Here is a 24,752-nt window from a genome sequence, read left to right as displayed (position 1 = left end):
GGCACGCCATAGCCAGAATCTCTACCACCCTTAGCGCCCTCTCTTTCATCCCCCCCAAAGGAGTAAACTCATGAAATTTCTTCGTTACGGTGAAGCCGGTCAGGAAAAGCCGGGCATTCTCGATGCCGATGGTGCGATCCGCGATCTCTCCGCGCATGTAAACGACCTTTCCGGTGCGGCTCTGGCCCCCGATGCGCTGGCCAAGCTTGGCGCTGTCGACGTCAATTCGCTGCCGAAGGTCGAAGGCAATCCGCGCCTTGGCCCGTGCGTTGCTGGCACCGGCAAGTTCATCTGCATCGGCCTCAACTATGCCGACCACGCCGCAGAATCCGGCATGGCTGTGCCGCCAGAGCCAGTCATCTTCATGAAGGCCACCTCGGCCATCGTCGGCCCGAATGACGATGTTCTCATCCCGCGCGGCTCGGAAAAGACCGACTGGGAAGTTGAACTCGGCATCGTCATCGGCAAGACCGCGAAATACGTTTCGGAAGATGATGCGCTGGATTACGTTGCCGGCTACTGCACGCTGCATGACGTTTCCGAACGCGCTTTCCAGATCGAGCGCTCTGGTCAGTGGACCAAGGGCAAGTCCTGCGACACGTTCGGCCCGACCGGCCCCTGGCTGGTGACGAAGGACGAAGTCGCCGACCCGCAGAACCTGAAAATGTGGCTCACCCTCAATGGTGAAACCATGCAGGACGGCTCGACCAAGACCATGGTCTACGGCGTTCGCTACCTCGTTTCCTATCTCTCGCAGTTCATGTCTCTGCAGCCGGGCGACATCATCTCCACCGGTACGCCTCCCGGCGTCGGCATGGGCATGAAGCCGCCTCGCTATCTCAAGGCTGGCGATGTCGTCGAACTCGGCATTGAAGGCCTTGGCACGCAGAAGCAGAACGTGCGCGCTGACATCTAGGTGTTTGTTTATGCATGATCCCAAGACCGCTCCCATGTTTTGGGATCATGCCCTGATCACGGATATATCATGACGAAAATCACTGACCTACGCGTTTTCGACCTCCGTTTCCCGACTTCGCAAAGTCTGGACGGCTCGGATGCCATGAACCCGGACCCGGATTATTCGGCGGCCTATGTCATCCTCGATACGGATGATGCGTCGCTGAAGGGCCACGGCCTCACCTTCACCATCGGACGCGGCAACGACATTTGCTGTCAGGCGATTCTCGCCATGCGCCATCTGGTCGTGGGTTCCTCGATGGATGATTTCCTCGCGGCCCCCGGCAAGTTCTGGCGCTACCTGACCGGCGATAGCCAGCTGCGCTGGATCGGCCCGGACAAGGGCGCGATGCACCTCGCCACCGGCGCTGTCGTCAACGCCTTCTGGGACCTGGCTGCAAAGCAGGCTGGCAAGCCGGTATGGCGGCTTGTGGCCGACATGTCGCCGGAAGAAATCGCCGATATCGTCGATTATCGCTATCTGACCGATGCGCTGACGCGTGACGAAGCCCTCGCGATCCTCCGCAAGGCGGAAGCCGGCAAGGCGGAACGTATCGCCACGCTCGAAGCGGAAGGCTATGCCTGCTACACGACGTCGGCTGGCTGGCTCGGCTATGACGACGACAAGCTGCGCCGTCTTTGCCAGGAAGCCATCGATGAAGGTTTCGACCACGTCAAGATGAAGGTCGGCCGCGATCTCGAAGACGATATCCGTCGCCTGACCATTGCGCGCGAAGTGATCGGTCCCGACCGTTATCTGATGATCGACGCCAATCAGGTCTGGGAAGTCGATCAGGCCATCGAATGGGTCAACAAGCTGGCCTTCTCGAAGCCGTTCTTCATTGAAGAACCGACCAGCCCGGACGATGTTGCAGGCCATCGCAAGATTCGTCAGGCCATTGGCGACGTGAAGGTTGCGACCGGTGAAATGTGCCAGAACCGCATCATGTTCAAGCAGTTCATCGCGGAAGGCGCCATCGACATCGTTCAGATCGACAGCTGCCGCATGGGCGGCCTGAACGAAGTTCTGGCCGTGCTGCTGATGGCTGCCAAGTTCGGCAAGCCGGTCTGGCCGCATGCGGGCGGCGTTGGCCTGTGCGAATATGTGCAGCATCTGTCGATGATCGACTATGTGGCCGTTTCGGGCACCAAGGAAGGCCGTGTGATCGAATATGTCGATCATCTGCACGAGCATTTCATCGATCCATGCGTGATCAAGGACGCGGCCTATATGCCGCCGTCGCTGCCGGGCTTCTCGATCGAGATGAAGCCGCAGTCGATTGCGGAATACACATTCAAGGGCTGAACCGGCATCCGCCCTGTGTAGAATACGAAACGCCGCGCTGAGAAGCGCGGCGTTTTTATTTCGCTATCCTAGAGAAAACGGATCATCAACGCGCCAGTGAGCAGCAATACGGCTCCCACGACGCGTCCAGCGGTGATCTCTCGCACTGCAACGCCCATGAAGCCGATGCGGTCGGCGAGCAGTCCGGCCATCAGCTGACCGGCCACGGCAAGGCCCATCACGGCTGCCGCGCCAATACGCGGTGTCAGCAGAATTGATGCGGTGACATAAATGCAGCCGAGCGCACCGCCTGCAACAAACAGCCAGCCTGCCGGAACATTGAATGCGGGAAGGTTGCCGGTCGCCTTTGCCGTGATGGTCGAGACGATGGCGAGAATGACTGCGCCAGCAAGAAACGAAATTGCGGCGGCGGTCGGTGGGGAACCAAGTCCACGCGCAAGTGCTGCGTTGATCGGTGCCTGAATGGCAATGCAGGCACCCGAAAGAATGCCGAACAAAGTCCACAGCATAGAATATCCTCTCCTGGGTTTCCCGTTTTACCGTCGGCTAGCCGCCAATGTTTCAGCAGTGGTCCCCGACCATCCGATGAAATGAGCAACGGGTAAGAATGCGCTAAAATGCTATCGCATAAAGCGGTGACAATTTACGATCACTTTTCAGGGAAAATTTGCCAAATCAAAGAGATGAATGGTGCTGCGAGAGAGGATTGAACTCTCGACCTCTCCATTACCAATGGAGTGCTCTACCACTGAGCTACCGCAGCATTCTCTTGAGTGCGGCGGACTTCTGACACATCATTACGCAAATCGCAAGCGACCAAATGCATTTCTTTTCACATAATGTGGAAATCTGCATATAGCTGCGCATCAAGCCGCTTTTCTGGCGCTTTTTCTCGTAGTAAACACGGCTTATGAGTGAAAAACCGATCAATCAGGAACGACAAAACCAGCTGGACCGTCAAAAGAAGCGGCTGGCCGATCAGCTGCGCGCGAATCTGATGCGCCGCAAGGAACAGTCGCGTTCGCGACGCTCCGGAGAGGCAGATGAGCGCAATGACGGCATTTCCACTGCTGGCAAAGAAACCGAATAGGCCTTTCTTGAAGAGAGACGTCGGCTAAGGTAAAAGCGCATCTCTGTTCTCGGTTGCCATTGTCGTTCAAAAGCGATTCGCGTTTGAACGTAATTCCGCCGCAAGACTCGTCATTTTGTCAGTATCGCCGCCGCGCCGTTCAGGCAGCAGCAACAGCACATCCCGAAAAGGGTGAACCGGTTTTCGGGCAAGATGTGCTTAAAAACAAACAGTTGGAATGCTGATCCGATTATCCCGATCGAAACGCGTTCCAACGGCTTCAAATCGATTACCGGGGGCAAGCCCCGGCCCAGAAGGGGAAACAGCATGGATCGCATCAAAATCGTCGGCGGTAATAAGCTGAATGGAATCATTCCGATCTCGGGCGCAAAAAATGCCGCTTTGCCCTTGATGATCGCTTCTCTCCTGACCGACGATACGCTGACGCTCGAAAATGTGCCGCATCTGGCCGATGTCGAGCAGCTGATCCGCATCCTCAGCAATCATGGCGTCGATTATTCGGTCAATGGCCGCCGCGAGCATCAGAACGGCGCCTATTCCCGCACCATCCATTTTACGGCTCGCAACATCGTCGATACCACTGCGCCTTATGAGCTGGTCTCGAAAATGCGCGCAAGTTTCTGGGTGATTGGCCCGCTTCTGGCGCGCATGGGTGAAGCAACCGTGTCGCTGCCGGGCGGTTGCGCCATTGGTACGCGCCCGGTCGATCTGCTGCTCGATTGCCTTCAGGCGCTGGGTGCCGAAATCGACATCGAAAACGGCTATGCCAAGGCGCGTGCGCCGAAGGGTGGGCTTGTCGGTGGCCGCTATCGCTTCCCGAAAGTTTCGGTCGGCGCAACGCATGTCATGCTGATGGCCGCTGTTCTCGCCAAGGGCGAAACGATCATCGAAAACCCGGCGCGTGAGCCGGAAGTCGTCAATCTTGCCGACTGCCTCAATGCAATGGGCGCGAAGATCACGGGCGCTGGCACCGGCACGATCCACGTGCAGGGCGTGACCAGCCTTTCCGGCGCGCGCGTTCGCGTTATTCCTGATCGCATCGAAACCGGCACCTATGCAATGGCTGTCGCCATGACCGGCGGTGACGTGCTGCTCGAAGGCGCGCAGGAAAGCCTGCTTTCGTCGGCACTTGATACGCTGCGTCAGGCCGGTGCGGAAATCACCGAGACCAATAGCGGCCTGCGTGTTGTGCGCAACGGCCATGGCATCCATCCGGTCGATGTTACCACCGATCCGTTCCCGGGCTTCCCGACCGATCTTCAGGCACAGTTCATGGGCCTGATGACCAAGGCCAAGGGCACGTCGCACATCACCGAAACGATCTTCGAAAATCGCTTCATGCATGTGCAGGAACTGGCGCGTCTTGGCGCGAAGATTTCGCTGTCCGGCCAGACCGCAACCGTTGAAGGCGTGGAACGCCTCAAGGGCGCTCAGGTCATGGCAACCGATCTGCGCGCATCGGTCTCGCTGGTTATTGCGGGGCTTGCCGCCGAAGGCGAAACCGTCGTCAACCGCGTCTATCATCTTGATCGCGGGTTCGAGCGTCTCGAAGAAAAGCTTTCGCGTTGCGGCGCGAATGTCGAACGCATCAGCGGATAATCGGCAAGAGCCGGAACTTAGAGCGCATCCCGAAAAGTGTGAAACGGTTTTCGGATAAGATGCGCGTTAGAGTAAAGGATTAGAGCGCCGATCCGATGCAATCGGATCGAAACGCGATCTAATCCAGGTTCCGGCTTTTTCATTCTGGCACGCTGATTGATCACAGGCTTGAAAAGCCTGTCGATTTTTTTCTGCCGACATGCAAAGTTATTGGGCAAAGTTGTCTCAAACTATTGAGCAAAGTTGCTTCGTGAACCACCCGTGTCGCCAATCTGGATGCGATGTGGGGCGGTTGTTTTGAACATGACAGGAAGTCGGTGCGGACCATGGATATGTTGAAGCTTGTGGCGTTGGATGAAGAGGATTTGCAGGTCCTGTCCGCCCATCTTCAGGACGCGGTTCTCAAAGTCTCTGACCTCCAATATATCGCCAAGGAACAACGCTTCGTTCTGACGGCGAACCGCTTCGTCTGGGAAGAAGCGCGTCCGAAATTCCTGCGCAAGCCGCAATATCAGCGCCGCCGCGCCGCTTTGCATTTCAACCGCGTCACTGCCGCCAAGGTCACTGGCATCGACCGCCAGAAACAGGACGATGTCCTGTCGCTGTTGACCATCGGTTTTGTCCCCGGCGAGGCGCCTGCGGGCACAATAGAACTGACATTCTCGGCAAATGCCGCTATCCGTCTTTCGGTGGAATGCATCGAAGCGCAGCTGACGGATCTGGGCGCGGCCTGGGAAACGGAATCGCTCCCGCGTCACGGCGTATGAGATGAATCTTCCATGCATCGCGTCTGCTGTCACGCGGACGGTTGCTCTTATCTGGACTATTTAAAGGAATACAAGCGTGGTCACGACGCTCAGACAAACCGATCCGAACTTCGAACAGCAATTCGCAGCCTTCCTGTCCGGCAAGCGCGAAGTTTCGGCCGATGTAGACCGCGCAGCCCGCGAAATTGTTGAGCGCGTGCGCCGCGAAGGCGATGCGGCGCTGATCGATTATTCGCGCCGTTTTGACCGCATCGATCTGGAAAAGACTGGCATTGCCGTCACTGAAGCAGAAATCGACGCAGCTTTCGAGGTTGCACCGGCATCCACCGTCGAGGCGCTGAAACTGGCGCATGAGCGTATTGAAAGCCACCACGCGCGGCAATTGCCCAAGGATGACCGTTATACTGATGCGCTCGGCGTTGAACTTGGTTCGCGCTGGACGGCAATCGAGGCGGTCGGCCTTTATGTGCCGGGCGGCACGGCGAGCTATCCAAGCTCGGTCCTGATGAATGCCGTGCCTGCCAAGGTGGCGGGTGTCGAGCGCATCGTCATGGTCGTTCCGGCACCCGATGGCATTCTCAATCCGCTGGTGCTGGTTGCGGCGCGTCTGGCAGGCGTTTCGGAAATCTATCGCGTTGGCGGCGCACAGGCTGTGGCAGCGCTTGCCTATGGCACGGAAAGCATCAAGCCGGTCGCCAAGATTGTCGGCCCCGGCAATGCCTATGTCGCGGCGGCCAAGCGCATTGTCTTCGGTATCGTCGGTATCGATATGATCGCCGGTCCGTCGGAAGTTCTGGTGATTGCCGACAAGGACAACAATCCGGACTGGATTGCTGCCGATCTGCTGGCGCAGGCAGAGCATGATACCGCCGCGCAATCCATTCTCATGACCAATGACGAAGCGCTGGCGAAGGATGTGGAAGCGGCGGTCGAGCGTCAGCTGCTGACGCTGCCGCGCGCCCAGACCGCTACCGCAAGCTGGCGCGATTTCGGCGCAGTTATTCTGGTCGATGATTTCGAGGCGGCGATTCCGCTCGCCAACCGTATTGCTGCCGAACATCTGGAAATCGCTGTTGCTGATCCGGAAGCGCTGCTGCCGAAAATCCGCAATGCCGGTTCCATTTTCATCGGCGCGCACACGCCGGAAGTGATCGGCGATTATGTCGGCGGCTGCAATCACGTGCTGCCGACGGCGCGCTCGGCCCGGTTCTCGTCGGGCCTGAACGTGCTTGACTATATGAAGCGCACCTCGCTTCTGAAGCTCGGTCCGGACCAGTTGCGGGTTCTCGGCCCTGCTGCCATCGAAATCGCGCGTGCCGAAGGTCTCGACGCACACGCCAAATCTGTCGCCATTCGGCTCAATCTATGAGGCATCATGACCGCTGGCGTTCCCAATGCCCGTCTTGTTGATGTCGAACTCGATGAATCCATCGGGCGGTCGACGCCTGACGTCGAGCATGAACGCGCGGTCGCGATTTTCGATCTGATCGAAGAGAATTCCTTTCACCCGATTGGCGACGAGACCGGTGGTCCCTACAGGCTGAAACTCTCGCTGATGGAAACGCGGCTCATCTTTGCCATCAGCCGTGAAAGCGGAGACGATGTGGCGACGCATATATTGTCGCTCACCCCGCTGCGCCGCGTGGTGCGCGATTATTTCCTGGTTTGCGAAAGCTATTATCAGGCAATCCGCTCGGCCACGCCAAGCAAGATCGAAGCCATCGATATGGGGCGGCGCGGGCTGCATAATGAAGGGTCGCAAACCTTGCAGGCGCGGCTGAAGGGCAAGATCGAAGTCGATTTCGACACGGCGCGGCGACTGTTCACGCTTGTCTGCGTGCTGCATTGGCGAGGTTGAGCCTGCATGGTCGCTGTTGATGTCGTGAGCGCGCAGGATGATGGAGAGGGCGATGTGGGCCCGAAACAGAAACTGCCGTCATCCCTGCTTTTCGTCTGCGGCAAGAACGCGATCCGCTCGCCAATGGCCGAACTTCTTGCAAGAAAGCTGCTGCCACCCAATATATATGTGGCTTCCGCAGGTGTGAAACGGGGTGAACGTGATCCGTTTGTGGATGCCGTGCTTTCGGAAGAGGGGCTTTCGCTCGACGACCGCCAGCCGCGGGGCATTGAAGAACTGGCCGACGGCTATTTCGATCTCATCGTGACGCTGACACCGCTTGCCCACCATACGGTGCTGGAGCGCATGCGCGGTTTCTCCGTGGATGTGGAATATTGGCCGACGCCGGACCCTACGCTGGTCACCGGCAGCCGCGAGCAGATCATGAATGCTTATCGCGATGTGCGGGATCGGTTGAAGACGCAGATTTTGCAGCGATTCAGCCCGAAATAAGTTCACGGAATTCCGTTGTTCACAAATGCCGCCTAATCATATAGGTTCCGGCCAAATTTAGGATCAGAGTCCATTTTCGGACGCTTTTATCGAAGAAAGAAACAGGTATCGCATGGCGAAAGAAGAAGTCCTCGAATTTCCGGGTGTTGTTACGGAACTGCTGCCGAATGCAATGTTCCGCGTGAAGCTCGAAAACGAACATGAAATCATCGCTCATACGGCTGGCCGTATGCGCAAGAACCGCATCCGCGTTCTGGCCGGTGACAAGGTTCTGGTCGAAATGACCCCTTATGATCTGACCAAAGGTCGCATCACCTACCGCTTCAAGTAAGCTTATCACGCACGGGCAGCCGTTTCGGGGGTGTTCTTGACGACAGTTGCGCAACACAAGCTGGTTCTGGCTTCCGGGTCTCCTCGCAGGATTGAACTGCTGGGGCAGGCCGGTATCGAGCCGGATCATATCCAGCCTGCCGACATAGACGAGACGCCGCAGCGTAGCGAGCATCCGCGCTCGCTGGCGCGCCGTCTGTCGCGTGAAAAGGCGGAAGCGGCGCTGGCGCAGCTGAAGAGCGACGCCAATTTCGCCAAGCCCTTCCTGCTCGCGGCCGATACGGTCGTCGCGGTTGGGCGGCGCATTCTGCCCAAGGCGGAAACCGCCGATGAGGCGCGTGAATGCTTACGTCTTTTGTCGGGTCGCACCCATAAGGTCTTCACGGGCGTCTGCCTCATTTTGCCGAATGGCAATCTGCGCCAGACCCTGGTGGAAACGCGCCTGCGCTTCGAGCGCCTGTCGCGCCAGCAGATTGACGCCTATCTCTCTTCAGGAGAATGGCGCGGCAAGGCTGGCGGCTACGCCATACAGGGCCTTGCAGGCAGCTTTGTCGTCAAACTGGTTGGCTCCTACAGCAATGTGGTCGGCCTGCCGCTCCAGGAAACCGTAAGCCTGTTGGCTGACGGTGATTATCCGGTCTATGCCAACTGGAGCACCGGAAAAGTTTAAGGTTTAAGCCATGAACGGCAAGAAGGACATATCCGCAGCAGCAGGCGCCCGCGTGACGCCGCTGCGCCCGACACGACCTTGCCCGGAATGCGGCAAGCCTTCGGTGCGTGACAGCTATCCTTTCTGTTCGCCGCGCTGCAAAAGCATCGATCTCAATCGCTGGCTTTCGGGAAGCTATGTCATCCCCGGCAAGCCCCTGGGCGAAGAGGACGAGGGCGATAATTAGGCTTTTTGACGCTTTTTCTCTTGTGAAATCAATTCATTAGAGAAACTGTGAGAAAAGCGCATAAAAAATGCGATACGGTGCTGGACAGCGCGAAATTTAATGCTATAACCCACCCACTTCCGGCGGACACCTACACCGCCACACGGCAAGACCAAGTGCTTGCTACAGGATGCCCGGATAGCTCAGTTGGTAGAGCAGCGGATTGAAAATCCGCGTGTCGGTGGTTCGAATCCGCCTCCGGGCACCACTTCTTCTCCAGGAAAAAATGCTGCATGACTGGCGCTGATGTTTGCGCAATGCGCTTGCTCGTTCCGCTTTTCGCATCGGTTGCTTCGATGCTCCCTTGCGCGGATTGCTTGCAGTTCGTTATGTGAGAACATCGCGCATCCAATCGAGCTATCGTTCGAAGAACGAAGCGGCTTTCAAACAGGATGTGCTTAAACGGGAAGATATGGGCGTTTGCTCACGCCGTTCAGGCGGGGCGCGTTTCGGGGCCTCAGGAGGGAGTTTTCATGCGTTGGCTGTTTGGTGCCGTTTTAATCCTGATGCCCTCTCTGGCCCATGCTGAGGCCGATCAGGACCGTATCTCTTATGTCTGTGACCATGACAATGTCATCGATGTTTTCACGTCGCCTGACGATCCTGACCATATTCGATTGAGCGCCTTTAGTCGCGACCGTCTTCTTGAAAAGCTACCATCCGCTTCCGGCAGCAAGTTTGCAGGCGAGGGCTATGGAATCGCGTACGAGACGTTGACGAAAATCGCGATCACCTCTCAAGGCGTTACATATCAGTGCGTTATGGATTCGGTGGAGTAGGCGACCGCAGCCATGTCGCTGCATTCAGCAGCGCATCGAAAGCAACGAGCCGAAGCTATTTCAGCAGCCTGATTTTGAGTGGACGTGTTCCGATCTGAAGGCGGATAAGCAAAAAAGCGAAGCCGATCTGTCGATCAGTCTATCTTGAAATCTTCGCTAAATGCTTGAAAAGAAATGGCGCACCCGAAAGGATTCGAACCTCTGACCCCCAGATTCGTAGTCTGGTGCTCTATCCAGCTGAGCTACGGGTGCTTGCCTTTGTGCCGCTCGCTGCGGCGATGGGCGGTTGATAATCGGACCCATTACTAAATGCAAGCGTCTTCTGAGAAAAAAATGCCGTTATGTGAATATTTCTTGTCAAAGCCCGGTTTTCCGGGCTTCTCCACCGTTGTTTTCCCTGGGGTTTTTCCCCAGTCAGGCGGTTTCCTCCCGCCGCGTTTGTTCTCTTTCACGCTGCGCAGGCAAATCAGGCAGGCGAATCTCGAAATGCGCGCCGATTGGGCGGTCTTCCCGAAGCTCGATACTGCCGCCATGGGCGCGGATAAGCTCCTGCGCGATTGCGAGGCCCAGTCCGGTGCCGTCGCTGCGTGTCGAACCCTTGAATGCCGTGAAGAGGTTATCGCGCGCCTTTTGCGGCAGGCCGGGACCCGTATCCTCGACGCCGATGACGGCCGTGGTGCCGATTCGTCCGGATGAGAGCGTCAGGCGCTTTACAGCCGCAGCGCCGCCGGTATCGTCGCGCTCCATCGCCTGCACGGAATTGCGGCACAGATTGCTGAGCACGCGGAACAGCTGCTCCGAATCGACGTTCAGTTCGAAATCGTCCGGAATGCGATTGTCGAACTCGATGCCGCTCTCGCTTTCCAGATTGAGGCTTTCCTGCACATCCGTGACGATTGCGTGCAGGTTGACACGGCGCGGCCTTGGCGGCGCTTCCTGCGAGCGGCCATAGGCAATCACGCTTTCCGAATAGCTGATCGCGCGGCTGAGCGTGCGGATGAGCTTGGGCGCGAAACGCTTCACCATCGGGTCCTTGGCGTCCGCCAGATGGTCGGACATCAACTGCGCGGAGGCCAGAATGTTGCGCATGTCGTGATTGATCTTCGACACGGCAAGCCCGAGATCGGCAAGATGCTTCTGTTCCTTCAGCGTGCGCTGCAAATCGCTCTGAATGTGGGAAATCTGCCGCTGGGCGATGCCGAACTCGTCCTTGCGGTTTTCCGGCACCAGAATGAGCGCCGGATTGTCCGGCGTCGTTGCAAAGTCGATCATGTTGCGATGCATGATGCGCACCGGGCGCAGCAGCATTTCGTGAATGATGAGATAGATCAGGCTGGCGGCAATCACGGATATAATCAGCGAGATCACGGCCACGTTGCGGGCATAAAGCAGCATGGCGCGCCGCATGGGCGCATCGGAAGTGACGATTTCAATCACCCGGCCAGGCGCGCTTGTCGGCGACACTGAACCATAGATGCGCAGCGTTCGGTCACCGCCGGAGAAAAGTGTGCTGAAAGCGTCCCATATAGATGCGGCTTCACTGACATTATCGAGGTCGATGACCTGATCGATCTTGCCCGGAATTTCCGACATGGCGAGCAGGCGAGAAGCGCCGGCTTCACGCAGCGCAATCGCCTTGGTGCCGGTGACGAGCAGAACCTTGTCCTGAATGGCGCGCGGGACGTCCATATTCGCGCTCGCTGCCAGTACTTCGCTGACCGCGCCCACCGTATCAAGGCGCGATGTCAGCCAGCGCAGGCGCATATTGGCGATGGACGGCACGAAAATCAGAACTTCCGCCACGAGAACGGCGAGTACGATAAGCAGAAGCAGTTTGCTGGAAAGACGGTTCTGCCAGCGCAGGCGCGTGAATTGCGCAGGCGACGTGCGATCTTCCGCGCTTCCGTCCTGCACAGTGGCCTCCATCGGAACGTCGCTCGGATCTATGGTCTTTTCAACAACCGCCATAACCTGATTCCAAATAGACGGCGTCTGGGGCTGTTGGCCGATACAGCGCGTCTGATATGCCCCGATATGCCCAATATGCTTGTGAGTCTCGAGACTGCAATAAATATAGCTTCCTATATATGGTGGCGGAGCAGATTTCCAACAGGCATTATTGTATCGATTGAATTGAGCTGGCGACAGATTGCTGGCAAGGATTACGGAAATTTAATTCGACCTTCTCGGGAGGCGATGCAAAAAAGCAATATGGGGAAGTGTTAGCTATTTCTCCATCGAATCTCTGTCATGGGCAGGCGGTAACCATTGTGTCGAATGGTTGCCGCAAATGGTCAGACATTCGACGTGTCGAGCAAAAAAGTATATTTTTCAAAAGACGGGACCTGTCGGGCAGCGATGGGACGGGTTCTGCCGGAGAGCTTAATGAAATCGTGGAAGCAGATTGTCGTCTGCCTGCTTATCGTTCTGGCCGCTGCGGGCGGCTGGTACGCCTATAAACAGAAAAATGCAGCGTCGGAGAACGCCGCTGCTGGCGCCGATGCGTCCCGCTCTCAGCAATCCGCTGCCAGATCCGGCGCGAGGGCGCCACTGGTCGTCGTCGAACCGGCAAGCGAAGAAACCATCAATAACCGTTTGACCGCCATCGGCTCCGCGCGTGCGCTCAGCACCGTGTCGATCACGCCTTATTCCAGCGGTTATATGAACAAGCTTTTCGTCAAGGCCGGCGACACCGTCAAGGCGGGCGATGCGATTGCAGAACTTGATTCCGACACCGAGACGATTGCCGTCGCCAAGGCCGAAACGGCCCTGAAAGATGCGGAGACAACCCGCCAGCGTATCGAACGCCTGAGAGCGACGAACACCGCAACCGGTGTTCAGGCTGTTGAAGCCGAGCTGGGTGTCGCCAATGCGCAGCTTGCCTTGAAGGATGCGCAGCTTGCCTTGAGCCGCCGCACGGTGCGCTCGCCGATTTCTGGTGTGGTCGGTATTCTGCCCGTCAATGCGGGCAACTATGTCACGGCCCAGACCTCCATTGCGCGCGTGGATGACCGCTCCAAGATGCTGGTCGATATCTGGGTTCCCGAACGTTTTGCGCCGCAGATCAAGGTGGGCCAGCCGCTGACCGCGGCAACAACCGCCTTTCCGGGTGAAACCCACAAGGGCGAGATCAATGCCGTCGACAATATGATCGACGAGGCAAGCCGCACGTTGCATGTGCGGGCCGAGGTCGACAATTCGGAAGACCGGTTGCGCGCAGGCATGTCGTTCTATGTCACGGTGCTTTTCCCCGGCAGCCGTTTTCCATCCGTCGATCCGCTGGCGATCCAGTGGGGCGCTGACGGCTCTTACATCTGGCGCATCGAAGAGGGGCTGGCGAAGAAGGTCGCGGTGCGGGTCGTGCAGCGCAATGCCACCAGCATTCTTCTGGATGGTCCCATCAAGCAGGGCGACATGATCGTCACCCAAGGGGTCCAGACCGTTCGCGATGAAGCACCCGTTCGCGTGATGGACGAGCAGGGCACAGCCCGCGCCGATCCCGCGGCTGCAAAACCTGTAGCCGGTTGAGGGGGCGCTGGTGAGCAGTCATAAATCATCATCCGCTGAGCGCGGCGGCTCGACGGCGCTTTTCATTCGTCGCCCGGTCTTCGCTTTCGTCATCAATGTTCTGATTGTCGTGGCAGGTCTTGCCGCTATCACCGGCGTCGATATTCGCGAATTGCCCGATGTCGATCGTCCCGTCGTCACGATCAGCACGGATTTCAGCGGCGCGTCCGCCGAAACCATCGACCGCCAGTTGACGCAGGTTCTGGAAAACGCCGTTGCGCGCGTGTCCGGCGTCAAGTCGATTTCCTCGACATCGTCCTTCGAGCGCAGCCGTGTGACGGTCGAGTTCAACGACGGTGTCGATCTCAATGTTGCTGCCGCCGATATGCGCGATGCGATTTCACGCGTTGCCAACACGGTGCCGGAAGCAGCCGATCCGTCGCGCATCATCAAGGCGGATTCGAATGCCGATCCCGTGATGCGACTGGCCGTCACCTCGGACACCATGTCCGTGGACGACATGACCGTGCTGATCGAAGACCAGATTCAGGACGTGCTGTCGGCTGTGCCGGGCGTGGCCGATGTGCAGATTAACGGCGACCGCGCCAAGATTTTCCGCATCGACATCAATCAGGCGCGCCTTGCGAGCTACGGGCTGACGCTGGCCGATGTGGCGACCGCGCTCAATTCCATGGGGCTGGATGCGCCAGCGGGATCGCTGCGCAGCTCCGATCAGGCCATCGTGGTGCGTGCGACGGCCAATCTGGAAAAGCCCGAAGATTTCGAGAATGTCTACATCAAGGGCCGCACGCAGATCCGTGATGTCGCCACTGTGACCCTCGGGCCGGATGTCGAAAGTTCGGCAGTGCGTTCCAATGGCAAGATGGCTATCGGTCTGGGCATTGTGCGTCAGGCGCAGTCCAACACGCTCGATATTTCGCAAGGCGTCCGCGCTGCCGTTGCTAATCTCCAGCAAACCCTGCCGCCGGGTGTCAACATCGCCGTCACCAGCGATGATGCAAGCTTCATCAACGGCGCTATCCATGAAGTCGAGATTGCGCTGATCGCTTCGGTGATCATCGTGGTGGCCATCATCTTCATGTTCCTGTGGGATATTCGCGCCACGCTCATTCCGGCCCTGTCCATGCCGGTGGCGTTGATCGGCACCGTTGCGGCGATCTATCTCGCGGGCTTTTCCATCAACATCCTGACATTGCTGGCGCTGGTGCTTGCGACCGGTCTTGTGGTCGATGACGCCATCGTGGTGCTGGAAAATGTCGTGCGACGGCGCAATCAGGGCATGGGCCCGCGCGCTGCTGCCGTGCTTGGCACGCAGGAAGTGTTCTTCGCCGTCATCGCGACCACGCTGACACTGGCTGCCGTGTTCGTGCCGATTTCGTTTCTGCCGGGGCAGGCGGGCGGATTGTTCCGCGAGTTCGGCTTCGTGCTGGCCATTGCCGTTTTGCTGTCATCTGTGGTGGCGCTGACGCTTTGCCCGATGCTGGCCTCGCGCTTTCTGAAAGAAGGCAGCGGCGAGACCGAAGGCGCGCATGGTCCGCTTTTCCTGCGCCGTATTGGCGGCGGGCTTGCAAGTTTCTATCGCAAGACCCTTCATGCCTGTTTGGCCGCGCCATGGGTCGTCGTGCTGGTTGCACTGCTTTTCGGCGGCGCATCGGTTGCCGTCTTTGGCACGATCCGTCAGGAACTGACGCCGTCTGAAGACCGTGCCGTGGCGGTGCTGCGTATCAACGGGCCACAAGGCATCAGCGTTGACTTCCTGCAATCGCAGCTCAACAAGATCGAGGAGGCAATCCAGCCATTGCGCGACGATGGCGAGATTGTCACCACCTATGCCATTGCCGGTTCCGGCGGCTCTTCCAATAATGGTTTCATGGTGCTGACGCTTGCGCCATGGAAGGAGCGTCACCGCAGCCAGCAGGAGATCATGGCGGATATCACCAAGCGGGTGCAGAACATTACCGCCGTGCGCATTTTCTCGACGCAGCCGAACAGTCTCGGTATTCGCGGCGCCGGTAACGGACTGCAATTCGCCATCGTCGGCAGTGATTACGCCAAGCTTCAGCCTGCCGCGCAGGCCGTCGTCGCGGCGCTGGAAAAAGATCCGCGCTTTGTGCAGCCGCGCCTTTCGGTGGAGCCGACACAACCGCAGCTTTCTGTCGAGATCAACCGTGAACGCGCCTCCGATCTTGGCATCGACATTACCGGCCTCGCCAATGCCGTGCAGTCGGTGCTGGACGGGCGCAAGATTGGCTCGGTCTATGTGGGCGACCGCAGTTTCGACGTGAAATTCGTCGCGACCACCAATCCGATCAATGACCCGACCGATCTGGAAAACATCTTCATGAAAGCGGCGGACGGTCGCTATGTGCCGATGTCGTCCATCGCGACCGTCGTTGAAAAGGCGGTGCCGCCGCAGCTCGATCGTGAAACGCGTCAGCGTTCGGTGGCTATCACCACCGGCCTGCGCGCTGATTTCGCGCTCGGCAACGCCTTCACCGCTGCACAGGAAATTGCCGCGCCGCTTCTGCCGCTGGGCAGCCATATCATTCCACTGGCCGAAGCCTCGACGCTCAGCGAAACCTCCAGCGGTCTCGCCATGGTGTTCGGCTTTGCCATCATCATCATTCTGCTGGTGCTGGCGGCGCAGTTTGAAAGCTTCGTGAGTGCGCTGATCGTCATGGCAACGGTACCGCTCGGTCTTGGCTGCGCTGTCATCGCGATGATGCTGACCGGCACCAGCCTCAATGTCTATAGCCAGATCGGCCTTGTGCTTTTGGTTGGCATCATGGCCAAGAACGGCATTCTGATCGTCGAATTCGCCGATCAGTTGCGCGACAAGGGGCTGAGTGTGCGGGAGGCCGTTGAGGAAGCATCCAATATCCGCCTGCGTCCGGTCTGTATGACGATGATCTGCGCCGTCCTCGGCGGCGTGCCGCTGATACTGGCAAGCGGGGCCGGGGCGGAAGCCCGCGTGGCGCTCGGCTGGGTGATCGTCGGTGGTCTTGGCCTTGCAACCATTGCGACGCTGTATGTGACGCCGGTGGCCTATCTGCTGCTCGGACGCTTCACCAAGCCAAAGGTCGAGGAAGAAGCGCGTCTGCAACGCGAGCTTGTTCGGGCTGTGGCTCTGGAAGAAAAATTCAAGTAACATACTGGATAGACAAACAAAAACCCGGAAGCGTGCTTCCGGGTTTTTTCATATTGAGAGTGCGATGATTACTTCTTCATCGCATCGGTGACCTTGGCGGTCCATGCGCCTTCCGGCTTCTTGGTGATGACCGGATCGGAACCGCCGCCAAGCAGCGTTTCAACCGTGCGGTCGGCAGCGGCAACATCGAGCGTGCCATCCGAGCCGTCGATCAGCTTGGCGATTTCCTTGACCATGCGCTCCTGAACTTCCTTCTTCTGCGCACCGGAAGAATCATTGTCGAGAATGACGTCGGCGGCTTCATCAGGATGTTCGGACGCATATTGCCAGCCCTTCATCGAAGCGCGGACAAAGCGTGCCAGCTTGTCGACCATAGCCGGATCATCAAGGCTCTTCTCAAGCACATAGAGCCCGTCTTCCAGCGTCGCCACGCCCTGTTCTTCATAAGGGAAGACGACAAGCTGGTCGGCCGGAATACCGGCATCGATCACCTGCCAATATTCGTTATAGGTCATGGTCGAGATGCAGTCGGCCTGCTTCTGGATCAGCGGGTCCACGTTGAAGCCCTGCTTCAGAACGGTAACGCCATCCTTGCCGCCGGTGGTCGGGATTTTCAGATGGTTCATCCAGGAAAGGAACGGATATTCATTGCCGCCGAACCAGACGCCCAGCGTGCGGCCCTTGAAATCTTCCGGCTTGGTGATGCCGGTTTCCTTACGGCAGGTCAGCATCATGCCCGACTTCTTGAAAGGCTGGGCGATGTTGACCAGCGGTACGCCCTTTTCGCGGGTGGCGAGCGCCGACGGCATCCAGTCGACCACCACATCCGCACCGCCACCGGCGATCACCTGTGGTGGCGCAACGTCCGGACCGCCCGGCTTGATCTCGACGTCGAGCTTTTCTTCATCATAGAAACCCTTGTCCTTGGCCACGTAATAGCCCGCGAACTGGCCTTGCGTGACCCATTTGAGCTGCAAGGTCAGCTTGTCTGCGGCCATGGCCGTCGTGCTCATGAGTGCTAGAGCAAGTCCGGCTGTTGCGAGGCCTATGGATAGTGCCTTCTTCATGCTTGGTTCTCCTCTGGTTGACGGTCCCGCCTTATGTTGGCGGATACCGGATCTGCTTACATTTACGCATTTCCCGCAAAAGCATTTCGCGCTTTTGCGGGAAAGGCTTCACCCCCGCCTGTAAGAAGGGTGCCAGAATGTCACTTTGCGCTCGATCAGCGCGATCAGCCCGTATGAGAGCGATCCCGCCAGAGCGGCGACGAAAATCTCGGCCCAGACCATGTCCACATTCATGCGGCCGATCTCAGCCGAAATGCGGAAGCCCATGCCGACAATCGGCGTACCGAAGAATTCGGCCACGATAGCGCCAATCAGCGCAAGTGTGGAATTGATCTTCAGCGCGTTGAAGATGAAGGGCATGGCGGCGGGCAGGCGCAGCTTCACCAGCGTCTGCCAGTAATTGGAGCCATAGGTCTCCATCAGGTCGCGTTCCATTGAACCGGTGCTGGCAAGGCCTGCGACCGTATTCACCAGCATGGGGAAGAAGGTCATGATGATGACGACGGCAGCCTTCGACTCCCAGCCGAAACCAAACCACATCACCATGATCGGCGCGACGCCGACGATGGGCAGCGCCGCCGCCAGATTGCCAAGCGGCAACAGGCCCTTGCGCAGGAAGGGGATGCGGTCTGCAACGATGGCCGTGATGAAGCCAAGCCCACAACCGGCGACATAACCGATGATGACCGCCTTCATGAAGGTCTGGCGGAAATCCGCCCAGAGGATCGGCACGGAATCGACGATCCGTGCCCAGATGGCGGAAGGTGCGGGTAGCAGCACTTGCGGTATGGCAAACAGCCGGACGGCTGCTTCCCACAGCACCAGCATGGCGATGCCGAACAGGGCAGGAACCGCGATGTCGAGCAGTTTCTGGCCTTGCGGGGTGCGGGCCTTGAGGCTGGAAACCCAGCCCACAATCACCCACGACACCGCAATGATGGCGATCAGGGAGAGGATGCCGGTCATCATGCCGTCGCCCTTTCCGGCTTTGCGCCCATGCGGCTGTTGACGATGCGCGCCACCAGCCCGACCAATGCCACCAAGACGCCGGCCATGACGGCAGCGGCGATGAGTGCCGCCCAAATCTGCACCGTCTGCCCGTAATATGAACCGGCGAGCAAGCGCGCGCCCAGTCCTGCCACGGCGCCGGTCGGCAATTCGCCGACGATTGCGCCAACAAGGCTGATGGCAACGGCAATCTGCATCGATGTGAAGAGAAACGGCATGGCCGCTGGCCAGCGCAGCTTCCAGAACACCTGCGCCCGTGACGCATTATAAGTGCGCATGAGGTCGAGATGCATGACATCCGGCGACCGCAACCCCTTCACCATGCCAACGGCAACGGGGAAGAAGGACAGATAGGTCGATATGAAGGCTTTCGGCAGCAGGCCCGATATGCCGATGGCGTTCAGCACCACGATGATCATTGGCGCGATGGCGAGGATCGGGATCGTCTGCGAGGTGATGATCCACGGCATCAGGCTCCTGTCGAGCGTGCGCGAATGGACGATGCCGACCGCCAGCGCAATGCCAAGAAGCGAACCGAGTGCGAAGCCGAGCAGCGTCGAGGAAAGCGTGACCCAGCCGTGATAGACGAGGCTGCGCTTGGAGCTTGGCTTGACTTCGAAGACGGTCTTCCAGATTTCCTGCGCCACCTGATGCGGCGCGGGCAGAACGGGGCGCTCCTGGCTCATCGTATTGGCGACGAGCGTGGAAAACGAAATCTCGGTTCCGGCGCGCTCAGCCTGATCGCGTTCGAAGGGCGCATTCAGAAAGACCGCCAGCCCATACCAGAGCGCGACGAACACGGCGAGAACCGTCGTCACGGGAATGAATTTGTCGTGCAGGAAGGCCTTCATCTTCGGCCTCGTATGATAAAATATGGGCTGCGAGCTTTACTCATGAATATGCCCCAGCCGCAGGCCTTCGCGCACGCGATGGGCGATTTTCAGGAAAGCTTCTGATTCACGAATATCCAGCGTGCGGTCCGGTCCAAGATCGCAGTCGATGATTTCATGAATGCGGCCCGGACGCGGGCTCATGACGACGATCTTGGTGGAAAGAAACACGGCTTCCGGGATCGAATGGGTGACAAAGATCACGGTCTTGCGCGTCGCCGCCCAGAGTTTCAGAAGCTGTTCATTGAGGTGGTCGCGCACGATTTCATCAAGCGCGCCGAAGGGTTCGTCCATCAGCAACATGTCGGGGTCAAACGACAGCGCACGTGCAATGGAAGCGCGCTGCTGCATGCCGCCGGAAAGCTGCCATGGGAACTTTTTGCCAAAGCCGGTCAGATTGACGAGCGCGAGATTCTTCTCGATCCGCTCCTGACGCTCCGCCCGGGAATAGCCCATGATTTCCAGCGGCAGGCCGATATTGTCCTCGATCGTGCGCCATGGAAACAAGGCTGCTGCCTGAAACACATAGCCATAGGACCGGTCGAGACGCGCATTCGCGGGCGTTTTGCCGTTGACCGTGACCGAACCGGAAGTCGGCTGTTCGAGATCGGCGACCACACGCATCAGCGTGGTCTTGCCGCAACCCGAAGGACCGATAAAGGAAACGAACTCGCCACGCTGGATCGCGAGGTTGATATTGGACAGCGCATGGACTGGCCCGTCATTGGTCTCGAAAACCAATGACAGATCCTTGATGTCGATCACCGTCTGCGCATCACCCAAGCCCCGCTCCGGGGCCATGCTGTCATTTACATTCATGCGCGGTTCCCGAAGCTGAGCTAGAGCCATGTGTCAGACTCCTATCGGCATATGTTCTGCGCTGCGTTCTACCTTACGCGGAGCAACGATTTCCTTCCACTGCGACAATGCCTTGTTCACGGCGCCGTTCGGCTCGCGTTCGATGAAGCGACCGTCGCCCGGCTCGGCCGTAACCTTGCCCTTGTTGAAGGCAACGCGACCGCGAGAGAGCGTCACGACCGGCAGGCCCTTCAGCTCGAAACCTTCGAACACATTGTAATCGATGGAGGAGTGCTGTGTCTTGGCCGAAACCTTCTTGGTGGCTTCCGGATCCCAGATGACCAGATCGGCATCGGCTCCCGGCAGGACAGCGCCCTTTTGCGGATAGATGTTGAGGATCTTCGCAATGTTGGTCGACGTCACCGCAACGAATTCGTTCGGCGTCAGGCGACCGGTGCGAACACCGCGCGACCACAAAACCGGAAGGCGTTCTTCAAGGCCGCCGGTACCGTTCGGGATCTTGACGAAATTGCCGATGCCATAGCGCTTCTGCTCGGTTGTGAAGGCGCAATGGTCGGTCGCGACGCATTGCAGGCTGCCAGCCGCAAGGCCTGCCCACAGGCTGTCCTGATTGACCTTGTCACGGAAGGGCGGCGACATCACGCGGCGCGCGGCATAATCCCAGTCCTTGTTATGATATTCGCTTTCATCCAGCGTCAGGTGCTGGATCAGCGGCTCGCCGAAGACGCGCATACCCTTCTGCCGGGCGCGGCGGATCGCTTCATGGCTCTGCTCGCAGGAAACATGCACCACATAAAGCGGCACGCCCGCCTGATCGGCGATCATGATGGCGCGGTTGGTGGCTTCGCCTTCGACTTCCGGCGGGCGCGAATAGGCATGGGCTTCCGGTCCGTTATTGCCTTCGGCCATCAGCTTGGCTTGCAAATGGGCGACGACATCACCGTTTTCAGCGTGAACGAGCGGCATGGCGCCCAGTTCTGCGCAGCGCTGGAACGAGGCGAACATCTCGTCGTCATTCACCATCAGCGCGCCCTTATAGGCCATGAAATGCTTGAAGGTGTTGATGCCGCGCTTCACCACTTCGGCCATCTCGTTGAAGGTACGCTCGTTCCAGCCGGTGATGGCCATGTGGAACGAATAATCGGTGCGCGCCTTGCCCGCCTTCTGGAACCATTCCTGAAGCGCGTCGAGCAGATTGCCCTCGGAATCCGGCAGCACGAAATCGACGACCATGGTGGTGCCGCCCGCAAGCGCTGCCGCTGTGCCGGTGTCGAAATCGTCCGACGAATAGGTTCCCATGAAGGGCATTTGCAGATGGGTATGCGGATCGATGCCGCCGGGCATGATATAACAGCCGGTGGCGTCGATAATTTCATCGTCGGTCAGATTGTCGCCAACGGCAGCAATCTTCTCGCCTTCGATGAGAACGTCGGCTTTAAAGGTGCGGTCGGCAGTGATGACTGTGCCGCCCTTGATCACTTTACTGGCCACTGTTCGTTCCCCTTTTTGGTTTTGTTGCGAAACAGAAGCCGTATTGGATGGCAGTGAAATCAGCTTACAATTTCAGCAGTCTCCAATACGGCATGCAGAAGCACGTCGGTCCCAGCCGACGCCCAGTCCTTCGAAATTTCCTCATCTTCATTGTGGCTCAAACCGTCGACGCATGGGCACATGACCATTGCCGTCGGTGCAACGCGATTGACCCAGCAGGCATCGTGGCCAGCACCGGAAACGAGATCGCGATGGCTGTAACCAAGCCGTTCGGCGGCATTGCGGATGGCTTCCACACAGCCCTTGTCGAAAGTGACAGGATCGAAATGGCCAGCCACTTCGATCTCAATGCCGATGCCCAGTTCCTCGGCAATCTTCGGCGCTTCCTTTTCGAAGCGCGCTTTCATGCCGTCGAGCACAGCCTGATTGGGCGAGCGGAAATCCACCGTGAACACGACCGTGCCCGGCAGGACATTGCGCGAATTGGGCGAGACGTCGATATGGCCGACGCCGCCAACGGCATCCGGCTGATGCGCCATGGCGATTTCGTTGACGAGTTGCAGCATTTTGCCAAGGCCGAGGCTGGCATTCTTGCGCATCTTCATCGGCGTCGAGCCGGTATGCGCTTCCTTGCCGGTCAGCGTCACTTGCAGCCACCACAGGCCCTGACCATGGCTGACGACGCCGATATCCTTGTTTTCAGCCTCAAGGATCGGTCCCTGTTCGATATGCAGTTCGAACATGGCGTGAATTTTCCGCTTGCCGACGGGCTCGTCGCCTTTCCAGCCGATGCGCTCCAGCTCATCGATGAACTTCTTGCCCTTGGCGTCGGTGCGCGCATAGGCCCAGTCCTGATCCAGCACGCCTGCGAACACGCCCGAAGCCAGCATGGCAGGCGCAAAGCGGGTGCCTTCCTCATTGGTCCAGTTGGTGACCACGATCGGGCGCTTGGTGCGGATATTCATGTCGTTCAGCGTGCGCATGACTTCGAGGCCGCCCAACACACCCAGAACGCCGTCATATTTGCCGCCGGTCGGCTGTGTGTCGAGATGGCTGCCCATATAGACAGGGTCGGCATCGGCATCTTCGCCGGGGCGAAGGAAAAACATGTTGCCCATGGTGTCGACGGTCATCGACAGTCCGGCCTTTTCGCACCATGACTGGAAAAGCTTGCGACCTTCGCCGTCTTCATCGGTCAGCGTCTGGCGATTATTGCCGCCGCGCAGGCCCGGGCCAATCTTGGCCATATCCATCAGGCTGTCCCACAGGCGGTCGCCATTGACTCTGAGATTGCTGGTGAGCACCATGCGCTCGACCTCCTCATTGTATGGATGCGTTGGATACCCCGCCAATTCTGGTTCTGGCTCGTATCCACCCGCTTAAAATGTTCCCGCGACCCGGCTCTTTGGCCACAATATTCTTGCCTGAATTGCAAAAACTTGACTAGTTGGTCAAAATGCAGGCTAGAAGAGCGTTCGAAGACGGTCAAGCGCTTTTGAAAAATTCTACACTGCCGAAAGGTGTCAAATGGCCACAGCCCCTTCCGCACCCCCATCTGCCTCATCCCCCACGCATGCCGATCCGGCTGCACATGAGAAGACGGAAGGCGCGACGCGCATTCAGGGCATCAATCGCCGGCTCATTCTCGACGCGGCGCTGGAAGTGTTTTCAAACTATGGATTTCGCGGCTCGACCATCGACCAGATCGCCGAGAAGGCGGGGATGTCGAAGCCCAATCTCCTCTATTATTTTCCGCGCAAGCAGAACATCTATGTGACGGTCCTGGAAGACACGCTCGCCACCTGGCTGGAGCCCTTCGAGAATATCGATCCGGAAGGCGATCCGCTGGATGAATTGCGCCGCTATATCGCGGTGAAGCTGGAAATTTCAGCCAAAAAGCCGGAGGCTTCGCGGCTGTTCGCCAATGAAATTCTGCACGGCGCGCCAGCCATTTCCGATTTTCTGAAGGGGCATCTGAAGCAGCTTGTGGATGAAAAGGCGGCTGTCATTCATCGCTGGATCGCGGAAAAGCGCATCGTGCCCGTCGACCCTTACCACCTGATCTTCACGATCTGGGCGGTAACACAGCATTATTCGGATTTCTCGGTGCAGATTTCCGCAATACTGGAAGACCGCACCCAAAAGCCGGGCTTTTACGACGAAACGGCGGCAGTGGTCAGCGCCATCATCCTTGACGGAATTCGCCCGCGGGACGAACCTGCCGCATCATGAAAACGATTCGCATTTCAGCAGCCATCATCCGCGACGAGGCAGGCCATTTCCTGCTGGTGCGCAAGCGCGGTAGCACCATCTTCTTCCAGCCCGGAGGCAAGATCGATGCGGGCGAACAACCCGAAATCGCGCTGATCCGCGAGATCGAGGAAGAGCTTGGCATCCATATCGACGCGAGCCAGTTGCGCTATGCGGCGAAGATGTCAGCCCCTGCCGCCAATGAGGTGGACGCGACCGTGGAAGCGGAGCTTTTCCATCTGACACTGAAGGATGGTCAGGTGCCGGTGGCTTCCAGCGAGATCGAGGAGCTGCTGTGGAACCCGCCCGGTGACCTGACCCGCCCGGTGGCCCTGCTGTCGCAGAGCATTCAGGCGCGTTTCAAGGACAGCTGAATTCCATACAATTTGTTCCAGACACATCGCGAAAACCGTTTCACAGTTTTCGCGATGTGCATTA

General features: G+C 58.4%; 24 protein-coding genes and 3 tRNA genes. 17 read left to right on the top strand and 10 right to left on the bottom strand.

Translation table 11 applies throughout. The annotated features are described in order from the left end of the window. The first annotated feature begins 70 nt into the window (after positions 1–70). Complete coding sequence (locus FHW00_RS11220; RefSeq protein WP_078337861.1) at positions 71–916, top strand: fumarylacetoacetate hydrolase family protein; 846 nt, start codon at positions 71–73, stop codon at positions 914–916. 69 nt (positions 917–985) lie between these two features. Continuing rightward, positions 986–2,263 (top strand): L-fuconate dehydratase, encoded by a 1,278-nt coding sequence (locus FHW00_RS11215; protein ID WP_078337862.1) that lies wholly within the window; start codon positions 986–988, stop codon positions 2,261–2,263. Positions 2,264–2,331: 68 nt separating this feature from the next. On the opposite strand, the gene FHW00_RS11210 is transcribed toward FHW00_RS11215, so the two are convergent. Further along, on the bottom strand, positions 2,332–2,772 hold the full coding sequence (locus FHW00_RS11210) for a DMT family transporter (RefSeq protein WP_078337863.1): 441 nt from the start codon (positions 2,770–2,772) through the stop codon (positions 2,332–2,334). A 179-nt stretch (positions 2,773–2,951) separates the two neighbouring features. Next, a tRNA-Thr gene (locus FHW00_RS11205) sits at positions 2,952–3,026 on the bottom strand. Between the two features lie 147 nt (positions 3,027–3,173). Here FHW00_RS11205 and FHW00_RS11200 point away from each other — a divergent pair. From FHW00_RS11200 to FHW00_RS11150, 11 genes are all read left to right on the top strand, one after another. Next, positions 3,174–3,353, top strand: a complete 180-nt coding sequence (locus tag FHW00_RS11200) for a hypothetical protein (RefSeq protein ID WP_078337864.1) — start codon at positions 3,174–3,176, stop codon at positions 3,351–3,353. 306 nt (positions 3,354–3,659) lie between these two features. After that, positions 3,660–4,952 carry a UDP-N-acetylglucosamine 1-carboxyvinyltransferase gene (gene murA / locus FHW00_RS11195; RefSeq protein ID WP_078337866.1) on the top strand — a complete coding sequence of 431 codons (1,293 nt, stop codon included), beginning with the start codon at positions 3,660–3,662 and terminating at the stop codon, positions 4,950–4,952. Positions 4,953–5,278: 326 nt separating this feature from the next. Next, positions 5,279–5,719, top strand: coding sequence for a DUF2948 family protein (locus FHW00_RS11190; RefSeq protein ID WP_078337867.1), 441 nt, complete (start codon positions 5,279–5,281; stop codon positions 5,717–5,719). Positions 5,720–5,795: 76 nt separating this feature from the next. Further along, complete coding sequence (hisD, locus tag FHW00_RS11185; RefSeq protein ID WP_078337868.1) at positions 5,796–7,088, top strand: histidinol dehydrogenase; 1,293 nt, start codon at positions 5,796–5,798, stop codon at positions 7,086–7,088. Positions 7,089–7,094: 6 nt separating this feature from the next. After that, complete coding sequence (locus FHW00_RS11180; RefSeq protein ID WP_078337869.1) at positions 7,095–7,577, top strand: UPF0262 family protein; 483 nt, start codon at positions 7,095–7,097, stop codon at positions 7,575–7,577. Positions 7,578–7,583: 6 nt separating this feature from the next. Next, complete coding sequence (locus FHW00_RS11175) at positions 7,584–8,069, top strand: arsenate-mycothiol transferase ArsC (RefSeq protein ID WP_078337870.1); 486 nt, start codon at positions 7,584–7,586, stop codon at positions 8,067–8,069. 112 nt (positions 8,070–8,181) lie between these two features. Next, complete coding sequence (infA, locus tag FHW00_RS11170) at positions 8,182–8,400, top strand: translation initiation factor IF-1 (protein WP_002965531.1); 219 nt, start codon at positions 8,182–8,184, stop codon at positions 8,398–8,400. A gap of 36 nt (positions 8,401–8,436) precedes the next feature. After that, the gene (locus FHW00_RS11165; RefSeq protein ID WP_078338109.1) at positions 8,437–9,069 is read left to right on the top strand and encodes a Maf-like protein; all 633 of its coding nucleotides are present in this window, start codon (positions 8,437–8,439) and stop codon (positions 9,067–9,069) included. Between the two features lie 10 nt (positions 9,070–9,079). Further along, positions 9,080–9,295, top strand: coding sequence for a DNA gyrase inhibitor YacG (yacG, locus tag FHW00_RS11160; protein WP_078337871.1), 216 nt, complete (start codon positions 9,080–9,082; stop codon positions 9,293–9,295). 171 nt (positions 9,296–9,466) lie between these two features. Beyond that, positions 9,467–9,542 (top strand) — tRNA-Phe (locus tag FHW00_RS11155). A gap of 265 nt (positions 9,543–9,807) precedes the next feature. Next, entirely contained in the window at positions 9,808–10,113 is a 306-nt protein-coding gene (locus tag FHW00_RS11150; protein WP_139364356.1) for a hypothetical protein, read from the top strand. Positions 10,114–10,288: 175 nt separating this feature from the next. On the opposite strand, the gene FHW00_RS11145 is transcribed toward FHW00_RS11150, so the two are convergent. Beyond that, a tRNA-Arg gene (locus tag FHW00_RS11145) sits at positions 10,289–10,365 on the bottom strand. 162 nt (positions 10,366–10,527) lie between these two features. Then, positions 10,528–12,081, bottom strand: coding sequence for a sensor histidine kinase (locus FHW00_RS11140; protein ID WP_078337873.1), 1,554 nt, complete (start codon positions 12,079–12,081; stop codon positions 10,528–10,530). A 417-nt stretch (positions 12,082–12,498) separates the two neighbouring features. Here FHW00_RS11140 and FHW00_RS11135 point away from each other — a divergent pair, with 417 nt between their 5' ends. Next, positions 12,499–13,641, top strand: a complete 1,143-nt coding sequence (locus FHW00_RS11135) for an efflux RND transporter periplasmic adaptor subunit (RefSeq protein WP_078337874.1) — start codon at positions 12,499–12,501, stop codon at positions 13,639–13,641. A gap of 10 nt (positions 13,642–13,651) precedes the next feature. Further along, entirely contained in the window at positions 13,652–16,789 is a 3,138-nt protein-coding gene (locus FHW00_RS11130; protein WP_078337875.1) for an efflux RND transporter permease subunit, read from the top strand. Positions 16,790–16,857: 68 nt separating this feature from the next. On the opposite strand, the gene FHW00_RS11125 is transcribed toward FHW00_RS11130, so the two are convergent. From FHW00_RS11125 to FHW00_RS11100, 6 genes are all read right to left on the bottom strand, one after another. Then, positions 16,858–17,856: an ABC transporter substrate-binding protein gene (locus FHW00_RS11125; RefSeq protein ID WP_078337876.1), complete on the bottom strand. Its 999-nt coding sequence runs from the start codon at positions 17,854–17,856 to the stop codon at positions 16,858–16,860. 108 nt (positions 17,857–17,964) lie between these two features. Next, entirely contained in the window at positions 17,965–18,825 is an 861-nt protein-coding gene (locus FHW00_RS11120) for an ABC transporter permease (protein ID WP_078337877.1), read from the bottom strand. Next, complete coding sequence (locus FHW00_RS11115) at positions 18,822–19,715, bottom strand: ABC transporter permease (protein ID WP_078337878.1); 894 nt, start codon at positions 19,713–19,715, stop codon at positions 18,822–18,824. The genes FHW00_RS11120 and FHW00_RS11115 overlap by 4 nt, the downstream gene beginning before the upstream one ends. 36 nt (positions 19,716–19,751) lie before the next feature. Continuing rightward, positions 19,752–20,603 (bottom strand): ABC transporter ATP-binding protein, encoded by an 852-nt coding sequence (locus tag FHW00_RS11110; protein WP_445557890.1) that lies wholly within the window; start codon positions 20,601–20,603, stop codon positions 19,752–19,754. 3 nt (positions 20,604–20,606) lie between these two features. Beyond that, a complete protein-coding gene (hydA, locus tag FHW00_RS11105; RefSeq protein WP_078337880.1) occupies positions 20,607–22,064 on the bottom strand; it encodes a dihydropyrimidinase in 1,458 nt (485 codons plus the stop codon). Positions 22,065–22,123: 59 nt separating this feature from the next. Then, positions 22,124–23,371, bottom strand: a complete 1,248-nt coding sequence (locus FHW00_RS11100) for a Zn-dependent hydrolase (protein WP_078337881.1) — start codon at positions 23,369–23,371, stop codon at positions 22,124–22,126. A gap of 220 nt (positions 23,372–23,591) precedes the next feature. On the opposite strand from FHW00_RS11100, the gene FHW00_RS11095 reads away from it, so the two are divergent. Both FHW00_RS11095 and FHW00_RS11090 read left to right on the top strand, forming a co-directional pair. Next, positions 23,592–24,296, top strand: coding sequence for a TetR family transcriptional regulator C-terminal domain-containing protein (locus FHW00_RS11095; protein ID WP_078337882.1), 705 nt, complete (start codon positions 23,592–23,594; stop codon positions 24,294–24,296). After that, the gene (locus tag FHW00_RS11090) at positions 24,293–24,688 is read left to right on the top strand and encodes an NUDIX hydrolase (RefSeq protein WP_078337883.1); all 396 of its coding nucleotides are present in this window, start codon (positions 24,293–24,295) and stop codon (positions 24,686–24,688) included. Before FHW00_RS11095 ends, FHW00_RS11090 begins: the two co-directional genes overlap by 4 nt. Positions 24,689–24,752: the final 64 nt, after the last annotated feature.

The sequence above is a fragment of the Ochrobactrum sp. P6BSIII genome, from assembly GCF_014138065.1.
Classification (GTDB): domain Bacteria; phylum Pseudomonadota; class Alphaproteobacteria; order Rhizobiales; family Rhizobiaceae; genus Brucella.
Note: the sequence above shows the minus strand (reverse complement) of the source record. Positions and strands in the feature narration are given on the sequence as shown.

What these genes read in the sequence shown, in the direction of transcription:
- FHW00_RS11125 (WP_078337876.1), bottom strand. Translation starts at nt 17,856, where the DNA reads ATGAAGAAGGCACTATCCATAGGCCTCGCAACAGCCGGACTTGCTCTA.
- FHW00_RS11210 (WP_078337863.1), bottom strand. Translation starts at nt 2,772, where the DNA reads ATGCTGTGGACTTTGTTCGGCATTCTTTCGGGTGCCTGCATTGCCATT.
- FHW00_RS11140 (WP_078337873.1), bottom strand. Translation starts at nt 12,081, where the DNA reads ATGGCGGTTGTTGAAAAGACCATAGATCCGAGCGACGTTCCGATGGAG.
- FHW00_RS11190 (WP_078337867.1), top strand. Translation starts at nt 5,279, where the DNA reads ATGGATATGTTGAAGCTTGTGGCGTTGGATGAAGAGGATTTGCAGGTC.
- FHW00_RS11175 (WP_078337870.1), top strand. Translation starts at nt 7,584, where the DNA reads ATGGTCGCTGTTGATGTCGTGAGCGCGCAGGATGATGGAGAGGGCGAT.
- FHW00_RS11090 (WP_078337883.1), top strand. Translation starts at nt 24,293, where the DNA reads ATGAAAACGATTCGCATTTCAGCAGCCATCATCCGCGACGAGGCAGGC.
- yacG (WP_078337871.1), top strand. Translation starts at nt 9,080, where the DNA reads ATGAACGGCAAGAAGGACATATCCGCAGCAGCAGGCGCCCGCGTGACG.
- FHW00_RS11200 (WP_078337864.1), top strand. Translation starts at nt 3,174, where the DNA reads ATGAGTGAAAAACCGATCAATCAGGAACGACAAAACCAGCTGGACCGT.
- FHW00_RS11095 (WP_078337882.1), top strand. Translation starts at nt 23,592, where the DNA reads ATGGCCACAGCCCCTTCCGCACCCCCATCTGCCTCATCCCCCACGCAT.
- FHW00_RS11100 (WP_078337881.1), bottom strand. Translation starts at nt 23,371, where the DNA reads ATGGTGCTCACCAGCAATCTCAGAGTCAATGGCGACCGCCTGTGGGAC.
- FHW00_RS11215 (WP_078337862.1), top strand. Translation starts at nt 986, where the DNA reads ATGACGAAAATCACTGACCTACGCGTTTTCGACCTCCGTTTCCCGACT.
- FHW00_RS11110 (WP_445557890.1), bottom strand. Translation starts at nt 20,603, where the DNA reads ATGGCTCTAGCTCAGCTTCGGGAACCGCGCATGAATGTAAATGACAGC.
- FHW00_RS11120 (WP_078337877.1), bottom strand. Translation starts at nt 18,825, where the DNA reads ATGATGACCGGCATCCTCTCCCTGATCGCCATCATTGCGGTGTCGTGG.
- FHW00_RS11115 (WP_078337878.1), bottom strand. Translation starts at nt 19,715, where the DNA reads ATGAAGGCCTTCCTGCACGACAAATTCATTCCCGTGACGACGGTTCTC.
- infA (WP_002965531.1), top strand. Translation starts at nt 8,182, where the DNA reads ATGGCGAAAGAAGAAGTCCTCGAATTTCCGGGTGTTGTTACGGAACTG.
- FHW00_RS11150 (WP_139364356.1), top strand. Translation starts at nt 9,808, where the DNA reads ATGCGTTGGCTGTTTGGTGCCGTTTTAATCCTGATGCCCTCTCTGGCC.
- FHW00_RS11180 (WP_078337869.1), top strand. Translation starts at nt 7,095, where the DNA reads ATGACCGCTGGCGTTCCCAATGCCCGTCTTGTTGATGTCGAACTCGAT.
- FHW00_RS11220 (WP_078337861.1), top strand. Translation starts at nt 71, where the DNA reads ATGAAATTTCTTCGTTACGGTGAAGCCGGTCAGGAAAAGCCGGGCATT.
- FHW00_RS11135 (WP_078337874.1), top strand. Translation starts at nt 12,499, where the DNA reads ATGAAATCGTGGAAGCAGATTGTCGTCTGCCTGCTTATCGTTCTGGCC.
- murA (WP_078337866.1), top strand. Translation starts at nt 3,660, where the DNA reads ATGGATCGCATCAAAATCGTCGGCGGTAATAAGCTGAATGGAATCATT.